At 38.9% G+C, this 17,279-nt stretch carries 17 protein-coding genes and 1 tRNA gene; 8 read left to right on the top strand and 10 right to left on the bottom strand.

Features of this window, described 5'->3' with window-relative positions; genetic code table 11:
- Nucleotides 1-5: 5 nt before the first annotated feature.
- Nucleotides 6-962 (top strand): glycosyltransferase family 2 protein, encoded by a 957-nt coding sequence (locus VL20_RS16825; RefSeq protein ID WP_052277173.1) that lies wholly within the window; start codon nt 6-8, stop codon nt 960-962.
- Here VL20_RS16825 and VL20_RS16830 read toward each other — a convergent pair.
- From VL20_RS16830 to VL20_RS16840, 3 genes are read right to left on the bottom strand one after another with little or no spacing between them, the layout of a single operon-like run.
- A complete protein-coding gene (locus tag VL20_RS16830; RefSeq protein WP_052277174.1) occupies nt 955-2,079 on the bottom strand; it encodes a glycosyltransferase family 4 protein in 1,125 nt (374 codons plus the stop codon). The genes VL20_RS16825 and VL20_RS16830 overlap by 8 nt on opposite strands.
- A gap of 18 nt (nt 2,080-2,097) precedes the next feature.
- Complete coding sequence (locus tag VL20_RS16835; RefSeq protein ID WP_081417859.1) at nt 2,098-2,985, bottom strand: glycosyltransferase family 2 protein; 888 nt, start codon at nt 2,983-2,985, stop codon at nt 2,098-2,100.
- 18 nt (nt 2,986-3,003) lie between these two features.
- Nucleotides 3,004-4,467 (bottom strand): lipopolysaccharide biosynthesis protein, encoded by a 1,464-nt coding sequence (locus tag VL20_RS16840; RefSeq protein WP_052277176.1) that lies wholly within the window; start codon nt 4,465-4,467, stop codon nt 3,004-3,006.
- A gap of 92 nt (nt 4,468-4,559) precedes the next feature.
- On the opposite strand from VL20_RS16840, the gene VL20_RS16845 reads away from it, so the two are divergent.
- Both VL20_RS16845 and VL20_RS16850 read left to right on the top strand, forming a co-directional pair.
- Nucleotides 4,560-5,270, top strand: a complete 711-nt coding sequence (locus tag VL20_RS16845; protein WP_052277177.1) for a Uma2 family endonuclease — start codon at nt 4,560-4,562, stop codon at nt 5,268-5,270.
- 181 nt (nt 5,271-5,451) lie between these two features.
- Nucleotides 5,452-5,649 (top strand): type II toxin-antitoxin system HicB family antitoxin, encoded by a 198-nt coding sequence (locus tag VL20_RS16850; protein ID WP_002740518.1) that lies wholly within the window; start codon nt 5,452-5,454, stop codon nt 5,647-5,649.
- Nucleotides 5,650-5,652: 3 nt separating this feature from the next.
- Here VL20_RS16850 and VL20_RS16855 read toward each other — a convergent pair whose 3' ends face one another.
- The gene (locus tag VL20_RS16855) at nt 5,653-7,131 is read right to left on the bottom strand and encodes an NAD(P)/FAD-dependent oxidoreductase (RefSeq protein WP_052277178.1); all 1,479 of its coding nucleotides are present in this window, start codon (nt 7,129-7,131) and stop codon (nt 5,653-5,655) included.
- Nucleotides 7,132-7,183: 52 nt separating this feature from the next.
- Entirely contained in the window at nt 7,184-8,182 is a 999-nt protein-coding gene (locus tag VL20_RS16860; RefSeq protein WP_002740515.1) for a glycosyltransferase family 2 protein, read from the bottom strand.
- A 95-nt stretch (nt 8,183-8,277) separates the two neighbouring features.
- Between VL20_RS16860 and VL20_RS16865 the strand changes: the two genes are divergently transcribed.
- Nucleotides 8,278-9,432 carry a glycosyltransferase 87 family protein gene (locus VL20_RS16865; protein WP_284525833.1) on the top strand — a complete coding sequence of 385 codons (1,155 nt, stop codon included), beginning with the start codon at nt 8,278-8,280 and terminating at the stop codon, nt 9,430-9,432.
- A 291-nt stretch (nt 9,433-9,723) separates the two neighbouring features.
- Here VL20_RS16865 and grrM read toward each other — a convergent pair whose 3' ends face one another.
- The 4 genes from grrM to VL20_RS16885 form a co-directional block, all read right to left on the bottom strand.
- Entirely contained in the window at nt 9,724-10,884 is a 1,161-nt protein-coding gene (gene grrM / locus VL20_RS16870) for a cyclophane-forming radical SAM/SPASM peptide maturase GrrM/OscB (RefSeq protein ID WP_052277180.1), read from the bottom strand.
- Nucleotides 10,885-11,221: 337 nt separating this feature from the next.
- A complete protein-coding gene (gene mltA / locus VL20_RS16875; RefSeq protein WP_052277182.1) occupies nt 11,222-12,343 on the bottom strand; it encodes a murein transglycosylase A in 1,122 nt (373 codons plus the stop codon).
- Between the two features lie 76 nt (nt 12,344-12,419).
- A complete protein-coding gene (locus tag VL20_RS16880; RefSeq protein WP_052277183.1) occupies nt 12,420-13,754 on the bottom strand; it encodes a hemolysin family protein in 1,335 nt (444 codons plus the stop codon).
- 32 nt (nt 13,755-13,786) lie between these two features.
- A complete protein-coding gene (locus VL20_RS16885) occupies nt 13,787-14,080 on the bottom strand; it encodes a hypothetical protein (protein WP_052277185.1) in 294 nt (97 codons plus the stop codon).
- A 64-nt stretch (nt 14,081-14,144) separates the two neighbouring features.
- On the opposite strand from VL20_RS16885, the gene VL20_RS16890 reads away from it, so the two are divergent.
- Nucleotides 14,145-14,217, top strand: a tRNA-Ile gene (locus tag VL20_RS16890).
- A 461-nt stretch (nt 14,218-14,678) separates the two neighbouring features.
- Here the strand turns inward: VL20_RS16890 and VL20_RS16895 are convergent.
- Complete coding sequence (locus VL20_RS16895) at nt 14,679-14,963, bottom strand: type II toxin-antitoxin system HicB family antitoxin (protein ID WP_052277186.1); 285 nt, start codon at nt 14,961-14,963, stop codon at nt 14,679-14,681.
- Nucleotides 14,964-15,617: 654 nt separating this feature from the next.
- Here VL20_RS16895 and VL20_RS31240 point away from each other — a divergent pair.
- From VL20_RS31240 to VL20_RS16910, 3 genes are all read left to right on the top strand, one after another.
- A complete protein-coding gene (locus VL20_RS31240) occupies nt 15,618-16,298 on the top strand; it encodes a hypothetical protein (protein WP_158499360.1) in 681 nt (226 codons plus the stop codon).
- 404 nt (nt 16,299-16,702) lie between these two features.
- Entirely contained in the window at nt 16,703-17,002 is a 300-nt protein-coding gene (locus VL20_RS16905; protein WP_052277190.1) for a hypothetical protein, read from the top strand.
- Entirely contained in the window at nt 16,999-17,253 is a 255-nt protein-coding gene (locus tag VL20_RS16910; protein ID WP_072925922.1) for a type II toxin-antitoxin system VapC family toxin, read from the top strand. Before VL20_RS16905 ends, VL20_RS16910 begins: the two co-directional genes overlap by 4 nt.
- Nucleotides 17,254-17,279 lie beyond the last annotated feature (26 nt).

Below are 17,279 nucleotides of genomic sequence, written 5' to 3' on the forward strand. Positions count from 1 at the left end.
TAAACATGAAAAATCAAAATTTAGTTTCAGTCATAATTATTTTTTGGAACGAAGAAAAATTTATTACCGAAGCCATCGCTAGTGTTTTTGCTCAGAATTACGAACATTGGGAACTTTTATTAGTTGATGATGGCTCAACAGATAATAGTAGCGATATTGCCTTAAATTATGCTCGGAAAAATCCTCACAAAGTCTATTATATTGAACATCCCCATCATGAAAATTGCGGTATGAGTGCGTCTCGTAATTTAGGAATTGAACAGGCTAAGGGTGAGTTTATTGCTTTTTTAGATGCGGATGATATTTGGCTACCTCATAAATTAACAGAGCAACTTGCTATTTTTGCATCTTATCCAGAAGTAGCAATGGTTTATGGGTGGGTGCAATTTTGGCATAGTTGGACGGGAAAAATAGAAGATATAAATCGAGATTATTTTGTATCTTTAGGAATAGAATCAAATACTATTATTTACCCTCCTAATTTATTACCTATTTTATGGAAACAAGGAAAACAAAAACCTGTTCCCAGTAATGTTATGCTACGCCGTGAAGTATTAATTCAAGTAGGAAAATCTGCAGCACAGTTTCGGGGTTGGGCTGAAGATACGGTGCTTTTTACAAAAATTGGTTTAAATTTCCCAATTTATGTTTCTCAAAGTTGCTGGATTAAACATCGAGAAAAGCCAAGTGATGCTCATTTTATCGCTATAAAATATCATCAAAGATATTGGGAAAATCGAGCTTATTTGGACTGGACAGAACAATATTTTATTGCTCAAGGGATAAGTAATAGTCAGATTTGGAAAGAATTTAAAAAGGTCAGATTTTTGTATGATAATTATTTTTTACATTATTTATTTGAAGGGTATTTCAGAGATTTAGTTATGAATATCTGTAGAAAAACTTTACCTAAAGTGATTAGAGATTGGCTATGGATACACATAGGCAAAAACGCTAAGTAATATACCTATTTTTGTTCTGTACAGAATGACAACTAATAATTTTGGCTAAGGTTTTAGCCCCTTCTTTCCAAGTAGGAATATTTTGATGATTTTGATTAACAAAAGATTGACTTAAACCTGTTAAAATTCCTTGTCTAATACCTAATTCTGTTGGCTGAATATAGATAACATCAGAGCCACCTGCTTCCCTTAATTCAGGAATATCAGTTGTCACCACTTTGGTCCCACAAGCTCTCGCTTCTAATACAGGTATGCCAAATCCTTCATGAATAGAAGGAAAAACAAATAAATCAGCACCACTATAAAGGGCGGGTAATTGCTCATCTGGAACGTAACCAAGAACCATTATATCATTTTTTCCCTCATTAGCAATCAAGGTTTCTATCCCTTCATATTTCCACCCCTTTTTTCCGACTAAAACCAGTTTATGATCAGGAATTAAACCTTCTTTTTTCAGATTAATAAAAGTTTTAACTAATAATTCGACATTTTTTCTAGGTTCCCAAGTAGCTACATTCAAAAGATAGGGACTAGAAATTTGATAATTTTCTAATTCACTCTTGACTATATCCCTTGATAAAGGTTTAAATATCTCACTAACTCCGGGTTGAATAATAATAGAATTACGACCAGTATAATTGAATAGTTGCCTATCGGTTTCTTGAGAGTTTGTAATTATGGTATTGGCTCGTTTTACATCATTTTTAAGAAATAGGTAAAAACCTTGAGTATGAAACCAATCCATACCTGTGGGATCTATGTCAAACCAAAAATCATGAACAGTCAGAATTGTTTTAGTTGATTGATCAAGATAGGGTAGAAAAAAATAGGTTCCCCAGAAGATATCTAACTGATCTTTTCTACAAATCCAACTACCAATAATTTTTAACCACAATATTGGTGAGACTGCTAATATTTTTCCCTGAGTCCTTAGTTTCCATCGAGGAGAGATAACCGGCATTTCTATTGGTAATGGACTATAAACAAAGAAATTGGCATTAGGTAAATATTTGTCTAGTTCACGACAAAGCTCAAAAGAATAACGAGCATGACCCCGTTTCTGACCTGATAAAAAACTACCATCTATACCTATTTTAATTTGATAATTCTGGTTCATTTTTTTAGTTATAGCAATTTATAGAGCTAAATATTTTGCCTTTAAAAATCCCCAAATATTGGCTAATTGTGAGATTAATAACAAGCCAAAAAGAAATATTTTTGATCGTTGCTCACATTTTTTTGAAAATGGATAAGTTAGTAGTTGAAAGTAAAAGCTTAATGGCTCAAATTTTAGGGCTGTTTGATGGCGGTGAGAACGAATTTGATGAAAATAAAATGCAGCACAACCATAGTTAAAATGTTGTTGCCAAAATCTCCGTAAACTGAGATCATGACCATGGTAAATTATCGCTTGGGGAAGATAATGTAAAGAATATCCAGCAAATAGCCAGCGATCGCAAAACTCCCGATCTTCTCCGAAACGAAAATAAATATCCAATTGTCCTACCCTGTTAAACAATTCCCTCGAAAGAGCAAAATTATTAGTTGTAAAAAAACGAGTTTGAACAAAGTTACTATTGTAATAATCATAAAGATAATCAAACAGTACTTGACTAGCAGTGGAATAGGGATTATCTGGCAGGGCGTTGATCGTTTTTCCCCCTAAGAGGGCATTCGGTGTCTCTAAGAAGCCTTTTTCGAGGGATTGGAGCCATTTTGAGTCGAGGGTACAGTCATCATCGGTAAAGGCTAAATATTCACCTTTGGCCCTGTTAGCGCCGGTATTTCTGGCTTTGGCCGGTCCAGCATTTTCTTGGCGAATGAGAGTTAAATTTAATTGGTTTTGGTAGGGTTTAATCAGGGGATCAAGGGGTTGATTACTGCCATCATCGACGATAATAATTTCAAAGTTATCTGGGGGATAATCTAGATTTAGGAGAGAGTCTAGACAAGTTTTGAGTCTTTCGGGACGGTTATAGGTGGGAATAATAATGGAAAAAGTGATTAGTTTTTCTGTCATCATAAACCTGAAATAATTATGTTATTTATGGCTAGTTTTAGTAGATTCTCGTAAGAGACTAAACATCGTAAAAAGTTGTGAAAATAATCGAGGGAAAGCGAGGCGGAGGGTGGCAGTATAGATGATTATTCCCAAAAGGGAACAAATTATCAAACGACCTTGAGGTTCTAGCCAAAGGGTGAGCAATTGTTGACTGATGAAAATCGTTAAACCCATTATAACTGTGCCAGTGATGGCAGGGATAAATTGAGATAGATAGGTTTTCCAAGAAAGGGAAATTAATTGACTTAATAACCATTGTCCGAGGGGAAAAACTAGATAATCACTGAGGACATAAGCTCTAGCTACGGCCACAATTCCCCACTGGACAGCGATGAGGCAAGCGATAATATTTAAAGTAGCGTTGAGAAGACCTAATTTAAACTGTAACACGGGTTTACCGAGGGCGACAAACGTAGATCTTTGAAAGACAGTGATAGCCCGAAGTATTCCCACAAGGGGGATAATTTGGAGAATAGGAATAGCGTCAGTCCATTTTTGACCGAACAAAACAACTACTAATTCTGGACTAAGAATCATGAAGGCAAAGAAGACGGGAAAAGCAATTAAGCTAGTAAATTGAGTGACTCGATAAAATGCCTCGATCAATTTTTGAGAGTTGTCTTGTAAACGAGAAAAAGTGGGTAAAGCAACTTGATTTAAAGTTCCTATCAGTAATTGACTCATTACTTCTAAAATTCGATGGGAAATTGCATAATAGCCCAGGGCAGCTTCTCCTAGAAAATAACCGATGAGTAGATTATCGCTTCGCTGATTAAAAAATTCAACTAACTTATATCCTAAAACATTGATACTAAAATGCAGTACTGACCTTAAAACTGCTAGAGAAAATTCTAATTTTGGTCGCCAATTACTGGCTGTCCAGAGAACAACAACTCCCGTCAGTTCGTAGGTTAATTGTTGACCGACTAAACTCCAAACTCCGTATCCTAAAAGTGCCATTCCTACGCCCACAATACCAGCAATGAGAATCCCTAGTAAAGAGCGGATTGTCATGATTTTAAACTTAAAATCTCGCCTTAATAAAGCTACTTGAGTTTGACTTAAAGCATTAATAACAAAAACTAAGGAAAGAACTTGGAGAATAGGAATTAAAAATGATTGCCGAAAAATTTTAGATATGAGAATAGCAGAAGTAAAAGTGATAGTTGTTAAAAAAAAACCAGTAAACACCTGTGTCCAAAAAACTGTATTTATATCTCTCGATTTTAAGTCCTGTTTTTGAATCAATAATTGAGCAAAGCCTTGATTTAAGAAAATCTGCATGAAGTTAATTAATACATTAGATAATGCCACTAATCCAAAAGCTTCTGGAGTTAGTAAACGAGCGAGAATTAGAAATATTATCAATGAACCTGCTTGACTGCCCCAGTTTTGCAGTCCTGACCAAAAAACACCTTGAATAGTTTTATTTTTAATGCTCATTTTTTAATATTTTTTAATTTCAGCTTTCATTATAGATCAAAATTTTGCTATAATTAGAAAACAACCATCTCATCTATTAAAATTAAAAGACAATGGTTAGTTATCTTGATATTGACGAAGATCTTCTTTTCCCGGATAGCGATGGTCAAGCGATGGCAGATAATACCGAACAATACGAGTGGATTGTCAAAATTAAGGAGAATTTAGAGATTATCTTTGCGGATGACCCTAAGGTATTTATTGCGGGGGATTTACTCTGGTATCCTGTGCGTTCTACTTTAGTTTCACCCGTTGCTCCTGATGTTATGGTAGCTTTTGGCCGTCCCAAAGGACGGAGGGGTTCCTATCGTCAATGGAATGAAGAAAATATCTCTCCTCAAGTGGTTTTTGAAATTCTATCACCTAAGAATACAAAAGCAGAAATGAGTCGAAAATTAGAGTTTTATGACACATATAGTGTAGAAGAATACTATTTATATAACCCGATGCGCTGTCGTTTACAAGGATGGCAAAGACAGGGAGAAAATTTAGGAGAAATTATCCCCATAAATGATTGGATAAGTCCCCGTCTAGGAGTGCGTTTTATCTGGGATAAATCGAGTTTAGAATTGTATCGTCCTGATGGAGAGAAATTTTTAACAACTGTTGAGTTAGAGTCTCAAATGCGTCAAGAAAAACAGCGTGCCGACAAAGAAAAGAAACGTGCTGATAAAGAAAATAAACGCGCCGATAAAGAAAAGAAACGTGCGGATCGACTAGCGGAACGTTTACAGGCGTTAGGATTAAGTTTAGAAGAAGAATGAGTGATTAAAAAGGTGATTTTAGACCCTGGGATTAAGGCGATTACATCGTCTTTTTAATAGCTTTTTCATACTTTATATGAAGAAAGAATTAGCCTTTCAGAGAAGGATAGCTTGGCCGCTAAAATTTATTTAGAAAAAGAAGTTTCAAACGCCATCCAAGAAGTCAAAAGGAAACAAGAAAATGAATAAACTCAAATATACAATAATCATTCAATGGTCAGAAGAGGACAACTGCTATCTAGTAGGATTTCCAGACTTTATTGGTCAAAAATGGCGAACTCATGGCGATTCCTATGAAGAGGCTATTACCAATGGTGTAGAAGTATTAGAATTATCAATCGAAAATTATCCCAAAGTGTATCAGGATGAAGTTGCTTAAAGCTTACTTAAGTAATAAATTTGTGCTTAGGTTACAAAGGTGAGATGCTCCCTCAGATTTCGTCATAAATTCCTCATGGTAAGAACGCTCAGTATTGACTTTCCAGAGGTTATGATTCGCTCCCATAATATTCTCGACAGCCAGGATAGCCGATAACATGGAATGGTCTTGATTATTATAGCGGTGCATCCCATTTCTGCCCACAGATTGCAGATTTTCCAAACTATCGACATAGTTTTGCAGCACCAGTAAATGTTGTTGGTATTCGTCATCATAAACGGGGTAGGCTTTCTTTTGTCGAATCACCGTTCCGTCTTCCACTTTATTGATGTCATCGACTAACCCGAGATTAACTATTTCTTGACTAGCCAAACGAATCAAACTCTGATTATCCATTTCCCATAATTTATCACCCTCGCTACAAAAATACTCCATGCCTAAGCAAGTTTTCTTCGGGTCGGGAACCATTTTCGGACTCCAGTTTTTAAAATTCTGAATGCGTCCCACTTGAAATTCGGGACTGTGAATATAAATCCAGTTATCTGGAAATAGGTGTTCTTGGTTAACCACAATGGGAACAATCAAAAAATCCCGATATTTTAATCCTCTTGCCGCTTGTAACACTTTTTCAGGTGGTAAGGGGTCTAAACGGTGCATCAGGGCAGTAATTGGCATCGTGTTGATAAAATGATCCCCAGTAATCTCGGATATTTCCTCGCCTTTTTTGATGATAATACTGGTAATTTTTTGAACCTTTCTTTTGACTTTAATGACTTCCGTATCTAGCCACACAGGACAACCTTGTACTTCTAATTTTTCTTGAAAACGCTCCCACATCATCCCCGGTCCAAGCAGCGGATAATCAAACTCTTTGATTAAAGTTTTAGTGTCATTGTCACCAAAAACGGCGTTAATGACGGCTTTTTTTAAGGATAATCCTTGAATACGTTGTGCCGCCCAATCGGCACGAATTTGGGTGCAGGGAATACCCCAAACTTTTTCGGTATAACTTTTAAAAAAAGTTTCATACAACCGTTGACCAAAGCGATTAGTCACCCATTGTTCAAAATTTTCTTCTAGGGGTAAAGGATAAAATTTAACTTTGAAGTAACTATAAACAATTAATAGACTTTGGATAAACCCTAAATTACTAACAGCATTCATGGGTTCCAAGGGATAACTAAAAAATTTACCCTGATAGTAAATCCGTGATAAACGGGGAACTTTGATAAAATCATCCCCTAACACTTCCCGCCACAAATGTTGCACTTCGGGAACTTTGGTAAAAAAGCGATGACCACCGATATCGAAGCGATAATCCTTGTAGGTTTCGGTGCGGGAAATGCCCCCAACTCGATCGCCTTTTTCTAGTACAATTGAATGTAGTTCGTGTTTGGCTAGACAATAGGCGGCCGTTAATCCGGCCGGACCGCCACCAATGACGACGGTATGGGGAGAATTGAGTTGATTTACTGTTTTCATAGTTTATATGAATCAGGAATTTGTCGTTTATTTTGTCAAAATGCCTGTCAACTCAAGCCAGACGTTGCAGCCAATAGCGTCCCGTACCAAGGACGAAAGCCAGACCACTGTAGAGATAATATAACCAGTGCCAAGGCAAAGTTAGCATAGCAAAAGATAATCCTCGCTTTTGTCGAAAAAACTGATAAACAGGTAAGTTTAAGAGAATTAAGCCCAATGCTAACACAGCCACGCCCAAAAGCAAATAATAATACCATAAACTGGCCAGCAGTAAAAATAAAAGTGTATAAACCAATACCACACTCCAACGACTAGACCATTGTAAATTAAGGTCATTAACAAAATTTTGCTGACGGTGAATTAATTCTGTCCAGGGTAGGGCGCGATAGAAAAAATCGGCTCTCAACAGGGAAGAAACCGTCCAATGTTTGAGATGTTTAACGTAGATATCTTTACACAAACGAATCCGGCAGCCGTGAGCTTTGAGACGATAACCCAGTTCGATATCTTCAATAGAGGGATAAAGATAACTTTCCTCAAAACCGCCTATTTTCTCGAAAATATCCCGTTTAATCGCTCCACAAGCTCCCCAAAAAGTGGAAGCCTCCTCGCAACCAATTTGATGATTGTAATGATGAAAAAGGTTTTTATACTGGGAAAGAAAATTGACCGCCCCAGGTTGGTCATCGTAGGAACCAATCAGCGCCGCTAGGGTAGAATCTTGATGGAATACTTGGGCGATTTTTGCTAAAGTATCGGGATGAATAGTCACATCTGCATCCATAAAAAAGAGAATATCACCCCTAGCCATGGCCGCCCCTTGATTTCTTGCCACTGCTGGCCCTTGATTGCTTTCTAACTGTAAGACTTCTGCTCCAAAACTGACCGCAGTTTCATAGGATTGGGGGTCATTTCCATCAACCACGACAATAACCTCCCTGGGGGCGAGTAAACTGGTGGATAAGCTGGCTAAACAGTTATTAAAGGCTTCTCCGCCTCTATAGACTGGAATAATGATAGAAATTAAGGAATTATTAAAAAACTCATTCATCGTTTTTTGGTCAAGTTCAATGTATATTGAGGCTCAGATTTGCTATCTTGTCAAGGAGTTGCTGATTTTTGCGAAGTATGTTCCTGAATAAAGCCATGATTTTTGCCAAAAAACAGCCAATTTTATCGATTCTTACGCTTATTTTTGCTTGGCTGGCTGTTGCCTACTTAGCTAAAGGATTTTATACCCTAGCTTTTGATAGTAGTCCCTCTGGTGCCAGAGATTTATTAGAACGTTGGCAAGAACAACAGTATATTTATCTGGGAATTTATCCCTATCGCATGAATCCCGCCGATATTAATGCAGAATTGGGGAGAATTCGCTCCGGTGGCTATCCACCCTGGGCTTTTTTGACGGGATTTTTCATGTTTCCCCCTATTTCTTCGACTTTAACCCGTTTCTATCACGTTTTTTTAAATCTGATTTCTCTGGGCATTTTAAGCCGTTTTGCCTATCAATTAGGTTTGCCTTTTGGCCGAATGGCTGCCTATTTTTTTGTGTTTACTTCTCTGGCCATTAGTAGTAACTGTACCACCCTTAATAATGGGCAATATGGTTTAATTGTCAATGCTTTGTTAATAATTGTTTACTGGTTATTACAAGCCAATAAAAATTATCTAGCGGGGATATTTATGGGCATTGCTCTCGTTAAACCTAACATCTCGGCACCCTATCTTTTGAGTTTAGTAATTAAGAGAAAGTTTAAAACGGTAATTCTCGCTTTTGTCTATATTATCTCGGCTACTTTTGCTATCGCTCACACCACTAGATTAAACTTTGAGAAAGTAATCGGTAGCTTTTTAAATCAGATCAAATATGTGGCAGATGATGGTGTTTCAAGTATTAATATTATCATGAAATTCGGAATTAGTACAGAAATAACTCTTGTTTTATTAACCACAATTGGCCTAGTTCTAGGTATCGTGATTTTCCAAAAATTACAGCATACTTCTCTATTAACCCTGTTTGCCTGTGCTGCAGTTATTGGTCGGGTTTTCACCTATCATCGCCCCTACGACGATCTGATGTTAGTTTTTTTACTCTTGGCTTTACTAACCCTAGCTTTTAGTTACCCATCTCGCTTAAATATAATTATTGTGTCTTTAGTGGGATTAACTCTTTGGCTTCCCCTAAGTATTCAAAATTTAGCTAGTCCTTACTGGTCAATTTTTCAAAATACAATTTGGTTAATTGCCCTTGTTTATCTATTAGTTAATTCTTGGGAAAGGGAGAATAATGCCGATGATTGACTATTTCTGAGATAGGTTTGCCAGTTCGAGTCAGGGTTCATATTTGGGCGTTGCTGATTTTAAGTATAAATTATCCTCTAGGCAATTTTTAAAATCTAGAACTAAGCTATAGCAGTTATCTTAATATTGAGGTAGGAAGTTTTCGTTTTGGGAAGTCGATCATCTCCGAGTCAGGAGTCAGGAGTCAGGAGATAGGAGTCAGTTATCAGTTATCAGTTATCAGTTATCAGTTATCAGTTCACTGAGAAAACTCCCCACACCCCACACCCCAAACCCTAACACCCCACTCCCCTAAACTTCTAATAAATTTTCTAGGCGATCGAGAACTATATCGGTGATACACTTAATCCGGTATAAACAGGCTTTAGTATCTGTGGAGTTGAAAGTGCCATTTTCCCAATATTTGTTACTACCGGCACCACCCCCACAAACCCCAAAATAATCGCATTTTTGCCGACATAAATCGACTCCACCGCGCATATCAGCGTAAATTTGTTGAAATTTCTCGGTTTCACAGATAGATTCTAGGGAATCGGTCAAAACATTACCAAAGATAAAATCGCCGTAGGGTTGGGTTTTAATCGATAGTAATTCAGGATCAAAGGTGGAAAAATTACCTTGATTATCAAAATTGACAATCATAAAAGGTCGATTCATATCGGTATTTTCTAAGCGTTCATCGGCATAAATCAAACTACAGATCGATTCAAATTCCCGCAGCTTAAATTCTCCTTGTTTGGCCGTGACTAACTCCCAAAATCTGTCGATAAACTGGCGATAACGTTGTTCAATACCTAATTTATCTAAGGAAGATTGTGAATGAATACCCTCGGTTTCTTCCATATTAAAAGCCACATCGGTAAGGCCATGATCCCAAAAAAAGTTAAAAATTTCGTCGGGATAGTCGAGGGAATCTTCTGTTAAAACAGCGATGATACTGACATCAATTTCATGTTTTTGCAAGAAAGAAATCCCCCGCATTGTAGCAGCATGACTGCCAGTTCCCTTGCGGTTTTGCCGGTGGATGTCGTGAATAAAGGCCGGTCCATCAAGACTGACTCCCACATAAACATCATGCTTTTTAAATAATTGACACCAAGCATCGTTAATATAAGTGGCGTTAGTTTGTACTGAATGACGAAAACAGTAACCCTGCTGATTATATTTCTCGCTAACTTCCGCAATTTTGGCGAAAGCACTTTCATAAAAACTGATGGGAACTGCTAAGGGTTCGCCGGCGTGCCAGCAAATGGTAAAATCATCTTGGAGAAAACGACTACTAAAAACCCTCTGAAAAATCGGCTCGATTAAATCTAAGGATAAGGTATTTTTTAAGTGGCGATCGGGTAAATAACAGTAATCACAATTGAGATTACAAAAAGAAGTCGGCTGCACGACTACTAAAGTAATTGGACCACAATCCGACCAATCTATATTTATGGTTTTTTTCATGATTCTATTGTTTAAATTCTCCCTTAAGTGGGTGGGTGGAATTAAATATAAGATGAACGTAGGTTGGGTTGAAGCATGAAACCCAACGCCCGCATAGTTGACGCTACCGCTAACCCATCCTACAAATAATTGTGCCTCCCTACTTAACTATGATAACTGATTCTGGGAAGTCTATCTTAATTCTACCTATACTATGGCTCTTCTGGTTTCTTTGTGGAAACGAGGTCTATACCGATAGAATATCCGCAAAATAGTCCTAAAAGTTTTGCCCAATAAGCACTTCAGGGTTCCATAAGCAAAAATTATCACACAAAGTCGAGAAGAGCCATACTATTTCCTATTCCCTCAATAATAAATAATATAATTGACCCGGAGTATTAATTAAACCGGCTCTCTCGCCAGCATTTTTTCCTGTTCCCATAAAAATATCTACCCTCCCAGTACCTTTAATCGCGCTGCCAGTATCTTGATCGAGAACATAGCGACTAACTAATTTTTTATTAAGATTTCCCTGGGGAATTTCTGTCTCAATTACAGCTAAAGCACCGGGGGGAAAAATACTTTTATCTGTAGCGATCGATCTTTCTGGTAAAACTGGAACTCCAATACTACCAGTGGCAGCTGCGCCGTGGGTTTCTCGAAAGAAAATAAACCGATTATTGCGGGGAATATAATTCTTTAATTGCTCAGGATTACTTCTGAGAAAATCCAAAACCATTGGCAAGGTTAAACCCTCGGCAGGAAAAATACCATCAGCAATCATTTCTTTTCCCAGACTGGTGTAGGGATGCTCGGTATTGCCATCAAAACCAATGCTCATAATTTGACCATTAGGTAAACGTAATTTCGCCGAACCTTGCACATGAACTAAATAAGCTTCTAAGCGATCTTTTAACCAGACTAATTCGTATCCCGCTAGACGGCTATTTTCCCCCAGTAAACCATCTTTTCCCTCTAATTCTACCCTAGCTGGATGGGGTTTAGACCAGCGAGAAAAGTTAGCAGGTCGGCGATAGAGAGGATATTTATACTCGGCGGTTTTTTGCCGACTTGCTTGATAAATTGGCTCAAAATAACCAGTAAACTTAACATTTCCCTGACTATCATTACCCAAAGAACGATACCAAATAAATTCTTTTTTAACTGCCTTTTGTAGAGCTGCGGGAGTGGGAGAATTCTGCACTAATTGACGAAAACGTACTAAGGAACGCTGCACTCGCTGACGAGTTATTTCTGAAATAGTATAGTTTTGATAGGCGCGGATTGCTGCCGAGCTATTCAGATAACGTAAACTATGATCGATCGCTTGTAGTAGGGTTTTTTTGTCCGTTAGCAGTCGTTCATCGTATCCCGTAGATGTTCCTAATTGTGAGATTTCAAGGCGTTCTAGGGGCAAATTTGCGGGGGTGAGGGCAATTAATCCCAAGCTGAGGGGGATGAGTGTCAAAAGGTGTTTCATGGTGATAGGAGTGGGCAGCTATTGACGCGATTAACAATCAAGAAGGATCAATGAGAAAAGTTGTTTCTTATTTATATCATGAGGATAATTGTTGTCGATAAATTTTAATTTGTTCCAAGCGAGGGCCGACCTTAGAAATAATGGTAAATTCTAAATTTTGGTAATATAATTGTTCTCCCACCCTCGGTATTTTTTGCCAATGATGGAGGATAAAACCAGCTAGGGTTTGGTATTCATCGGCCAAGGGTAAGCTTAAATTTAATGCTTTGTTCACGTCCTCTAAATTCATTTGTGCTTGTACGAGAAAAGTTGATTCATCGAGGAGTTGGTATTCCAATGTTCCTGATTGATCACTAGGGGGAAAAGTTCCTAGAATCTCGCCGATTAAATCTTTGAGGGTTAATAAACCGGCTGTTCTGCCAAATTCATCCACAATGATAACCATCTTTAAGAATGATTCCTGCATCACTGTCAGTAATTCATTTAAAGGGGTAGTTTCGGGGAAAAAACGCACAGGTTTTAACCAAGGTTTAATCGGGGTTGTTAAATTTAACTGACCTTCGGCAAGGGGTAAAGCTAAATCTTTAAAATCGATCAGACCACGGATATCATCACCAGAATCTCCTGCCACAGGATAGCAAGAATAGCCACTGTTAACCACGTTGAGCAATAATTCCTGAAAAGTTGCGGTCGAGGGAATAGCTATTAAACGGTTATGGGGAACCATAATTTCTGAGGCAGTGATTTCGCCAAACTGGAAGACATTATTTAAAATTTTCCTTTCCGCTGCTTCTAATCCCGTTAATTCCCCTTCCATGCTGATAATTAATTGTAATTCCTCGCAAGTTACCCGATTAGAACGCTGTAGATCCACTTCGGGGATACGGGTTAAAACCAATAAAAAACGAGTTGATTGGTTCAGAATACCGATAAAAGGCTTAAAAATCTGGGAAATAACGCCAATAGGTGCTGCTAATAATCGCGCCATCGGTTCGGCATAAATTAAAGCTAGGGATTTGGGATAAAGTTCCCCAAAAACTATCTGGAGATAGGCAACAATTAAAAAAGCTAGACAAAGAGAGAAACCATGGGAGAGAAGATTTTGCCAGTTTAAAGAAAAGGGTAAAAAACTTAGTAATTTCCTCACAAAAACGGTCATGGTACTCTCCCCGATCCAACCTAAAGCTAAACTAGAAAGGGTGATGCCTAGTTGGGTAGTGGAAAGTAAGCGATCGAGACTTCTTTGTAGAGATTGTACCGTCTGCGCTGGCACATCTCCCGCGGCCACTAGCTGACTGATGCGGGTACGACGGACAGACACAAGCGAAAATTCCGCCGCTACGAAAAAAGCATTGAGGACGATTAGTAAAAAGACTAAAATTAAACGAGTCAATAAATCCTGATTATCCATAGCGAAAAGGCAAAATTCGCCTTTTTTAAAGCCTATCCTTTGGTTTCGTCCTTTGATTGCGGTTGGTTTTTCTGTTGTTGCATATAAACTCTCACTCTTTTAATTACTTCTTCTTCTTTCACGGGGATAAAAGTTTGATTGCGACCATAACTGGTGCGATCGTTGGTAAACTTTTTAGCGGGGTTGATATCCGGTTGACTGACTCCCTTCAGGGAGGCGATTCCCAATTGATAGGCTACCCAACCGCTACCGAAGCCGGCGGCTAACATGGCTACCATCAAAAGGAGACCTAACTGCAAGGAGGTGCTGATTGAAAAATTTTTCATCTTGGTGGGGCTGAATTTTCACGTTCAGAGTAATTACCGATCTATAATGAGTTAATAGTATAACCCAGGGTTGGCCGAGCGGTTGAGGCAACGAACTCATAATTCGTGCTAGGCAGGTTCAACTCCTGCACCCTGGATAGTTTTGATGGCTTCAGGCGATCAACTTTGACTGTACTAGAGCAAGTGCAGAGTGTAGGGTGCGTGTTTGCGGTTACTAATTTGGTCAAAAAACCAAAACTAACAAGCCGCCGTAACGCACCACTTGCTCAGAATTGCAAATCGTATCAATGATAACTTATCGAGAAATATTTAGAGTGTAGGGTGCGTGTTTGCGGTTACTAATTTGGTCAAAAAACCAAAACTAACAAGCCGCCGTAACGCACCACTTGCTCAGAATTGCAAATCGTATCAATGATAACTTATCGAGAAATATTTAGCCCGTGATTAGCAATAATGTCGATTTTAAATTTCCCATAATCGCTAAATCAAATCTCTTTCATAATTCATCATTCATAATTTATCTCAGATATCGAGTTCCGCCAAATGCGATGTTATTGACAACCCTGTTGACTGAGATAACGCAACAAATCTCGACGCTTCATGAGGCGATCAAAGTCGGTACAATTTGGACATGGGTTGATGCGGAAAAGATTAGATAAATTGGTTCTTCTAAATCCGCTTCTGGGTCTGTTAACAACTCATTAGGCAAGGGTAAAGATTCCCCCCTAGATAAATTAACTTCTGCCATGTCCACCAGCGCACTAGCTAAGGAACGGCGGACTGCTGCTAGATCATTTCCCCAGGAAATCACGCCAGGAAAATCCAAGACTTCTCCATGGACTCCCTGTTCCAGAAATTTATACATTGCTTTGTAGGTAAGCATCCAATTTATGCTCCTTTCTTTCACCGAATTTTTTGATTAATAGATTAAGAACTGAACAAATTGGGAAAAAGCCCATGAAGTCGTAGAGAAAGTACCCAATACTAATTTTTATCCCTGTATCTACCCAAGAAGAGCATTTTACCATATTTGTTTGTCTGTAATCATATTGACCTCATGTTAGATTTAAGTGGGTGGGTGGAATTAAATATAAGATGAACGTAGGTTGGGTTGAAGCATGAAACCCAACGGCCGATTATGTTACGCTACCGCTAACCCATCCTACTGGACTGTTTCCTGTTTACGGGAGCATCTCACTTACGCGATGAGTAATTATACTTAGCCTAAAAGCCACTCTTAATCGTGTCTTGGAACGAAATAGAGGCTTTTAAAGACCGCGTACATGGAGAATTAAAACAAGAATTACCCTCGAAAAGCCTATTTTTCTACTAAGTATTTATGCTCATTGCAAAGGTGAGATGCTCCCCCTGTTTAACTGTTTACTGTTTCAGCTAAAATAGGGCAATAGATTTCGGCTTAAAGTCTTAGATTATAGAATTTATAGCATTTTTCTAATACACCAAATTAACTGAAACAAACCACTACAAATAATTGTGCCTCCCTACTTAAGGTTAGTTTTATTAACCAGAATATCCCTTGCTGGGGGAACAGACATTGCAGCAGTTGGTGGCAGCAATTCCTAGCTTGGGGCAGCGGGCTGTTAGTCAGATTCCGCCAGTCCAGCAGTTGTTGGCAGCAGCAGGCTTGGCGGCTGGCGATCGCAGCTTGGGCGAGATTTTAGCTGAAAATCCCCTTGTCGGTAACTGGCAATTGAATGGGATTGACCTGTCTCAGTTCCCTATCAGCGCCATTCCGGGCATTTCTCAAGCCGCGATCGGCAATTTTGCTGATTGGGGCAGCAGTTTTGTGGCTGACATCCCCGGTTTGGGCAATGTACCCTTAAGACAGATGCCTAACCCCGCAACCCTAGCAGGGACGGCGGTAGTGCGGATTGATGGCATTTGGGGGGCGGCGGAGTCGTACCGCTATCAGACGGTGACGGGCAGCTATCAGGATGGTTTCAGCGTCCCCTGCGAGGAGAATTGTGCCTATCTGGAATTGGATGACTTGGAGAATGCTGGGAGGTGGATTAGTGGCAAGTACCAGCAGATGAATGGGGGTGAAGGTTGTTTGCGCTTCCTCAATGGGGGGAAGGAACCGACGGGGCGGCATCCTGGCTCTTCTCGACTTTGTGTGATAATTTTTGCTTATGGAATCGTGAAATGCTTATCGGGTAACACTTTTAGGACTATTTTGTCGAAGAAACTATCAGTATAGACCTCGTTTCCACACAGAAACCAGAAGAGCCGCATCCTTTTGGCAGCGGCTTTAAGGTGGTGATGATGGAACCGGATGAGGCGACTGATTTGGTTGATACTGCCCTCTATTTTCGGATTACATCTTTTTGTGGGAAAAGCCCCTATTTTATTAGTCCGTTTCCGTTTTTGGATTACCGCCGCAATGATTGGATTTTTCTGGGAGGGTAGGGATTCATGGGGAAAGGATAATATATAATGATGATCTATGACAGAGACTTCAAATACTGGTTGATAGGCAGGTGGACAAATTCAATTAGACACGAGGAGCATTGGAACCCACAACCTGTGGTGATGTAGAATCAAATTTATAATATTCACCTGCTTATAAATGGGCAAAAGGATAAGAATATACGAGGTTTTAATATGCCAACAATTAAACCACGTTCTCAGATTGGTAGAGATGGAATCTTACATTTAGATATACCGTCCGATTTTAAAGAAACTGAAGTAAATGTTACAGTAACCGTTGAAGCGGTTCAAGAAGTCAGTGAAGATTTAGCAAGTAGAAAAGAGGAAAGAAAACCTCGCTATAATGCTTGGGGCAACCCAGTAGTAGAGCAATCTATTACCCAAGCTATTTCAGGAATGCGCCACCTTCAAAAAACTGTAGCTTTACCTAAAAGTGAAATTCGTGCCATGCGAGAAGAAGGGAGACGGTTTTGATTGAGTTCGTTTTAGATTGTTCGGTAGCAATTAGCTGGTGTTTGGTCGATGAAGATAACGATTATGCTAACGCAGTATTAGACATAATGCCAAACGCCGAAGCATTTGTTCCCGAAATTTGGTCTTTAGAGATTGTCAATACTCTCCTAGTCGCAGAAAGAAGAAATCGGATGACGGTCGAGCAAACTCAAGCATCGATTAATTGGTTACAGTCTTTACTTATTACTATTTTTGGATTACCGCCGCGATGATTGGATTTTTCTGGGAGGTTAGGGAT

The sequence above is a fragment of the Microcystis panniformis FACHB-1757 genome, from assembly GCF_001264245.1.
Taxonomy (GTDB): domain Bacteria; phylum Cyanobacteriota; class Cyanobacteriia; order Cyanobacteriales; family Microcystaceae; genus Microcystis; species Microcystis panniformis.

What these genes read in the sequence shown, in the direction of transcription:
- VL20_RS16905 (WP_052277190.1), top strand. Translation starts at nt 16,703, where the DNA reads ATGCCAACAATTAAACCACGTTCTCAGATTGGTAGAGATGGAATCTTA.
- VL20_RS16895 (WP_052277186.1), bottom strand. Translation starts at nt 14,963, where the DNA reads ATGCTTACCTACAAAGCAATGTATAAATTTCTGGAACAGGGAGTCCAT.
- VL20_RS16825 (WP_052277173.1), top strand. Translation starts at nt 6, where the DNA reads ATGAAAAATCAAAATTTAGTTTCAGTCATAATTATTTTTTGGAACGAA.
- VL20_RS16855 (WP_052277178.1), bottom strand. Translation starts at nt 7,131, where the DNA reads ATGAAAACAGTAAATCAACTCAATTCTCCCCATACCGTCGTCATTGGT.
- grrM (WP_052277180.1), bottom strand. Translation starts at nt 10,884, where the DNA reads ATGAAAAAAACCATAAATATAGATTGGTCGGATTGTGGTCCAATTACT.
- VL20_RS16830 (WP_052277174.1), bottom strand. Translation starts at nt 2,079, where the DNA reads ATGAACCAGAATTATCAAATTAAAATAGGTATAGATGGTAGTTTTTTA.
- VL20_RS16865 (WP_284525833.1), top strand. Translation starts at nt 8,278, where the DNA reads ATGATTTTTGCCAAAAAACAGCCAATTTTATCGATTCTTACGCTTATT.
- VL20_RS16835 (WP_081417859.1), bottom strand. Translation starts at nt 2,985, where the DNA reads ATGATGACAGAAAAACTAATCACTTTTTCCATTATTATTCCCACCTAT.
- mltA (WP_052277182.1), bottom strand. Translation starts at nt 12,343, where the DNA reads ATGAAACACCTTTTGACACTCATCCCCCTCAGCTTGGGATTAATTGCC.
- VL20_RS16860 (WP_002740515.1), bottom strand. Translation starts at nt 8,182, where the DNA reads ATGAATGAGTTTTTTAATAATTCCTTAATTTCTATCATTATTCCAGTC.
- VL20_RS16845 (WP_052277177.1), top strand. Translation starts at nt 4,560, where the DNA reads ATGGTTAGTTATCTTGATATTGACGAAGATCTTCTTTTCCCGGATAGC.
- VL20_RS16850 (WP_002740518.1), top strand. Translation starts at nt 5,452, where the DNA reads ATGAATAAACTCAAATATACAATAATCATTCAATGGTCAGAAGAGGAC.
- VL20_RS16885 (WP_052277185.1), bottom strand. Translation starts at nt 14,080, where the DNA reads ATGAAAAATTTTTCAATCAGCACCTCCTTGCAGTTAGGTCTCCTTTTG.
- VL20_RS16880 (WP_052277183.1), bottom strand. Translation starts at nt 13,754, where the DNA reads ATGGATAATCAGGATTTATTGACTCGTTTAATTTTAGTCTTTTTACTA.
- VL20_RS16840 (WP_052277176.1), bottom strand. Translation starts at nt 4,467, where the DNA reads ATGAGCATTAAAAATAAAACTATTCAAGGTGTTTTTTGGTCAGGACTG.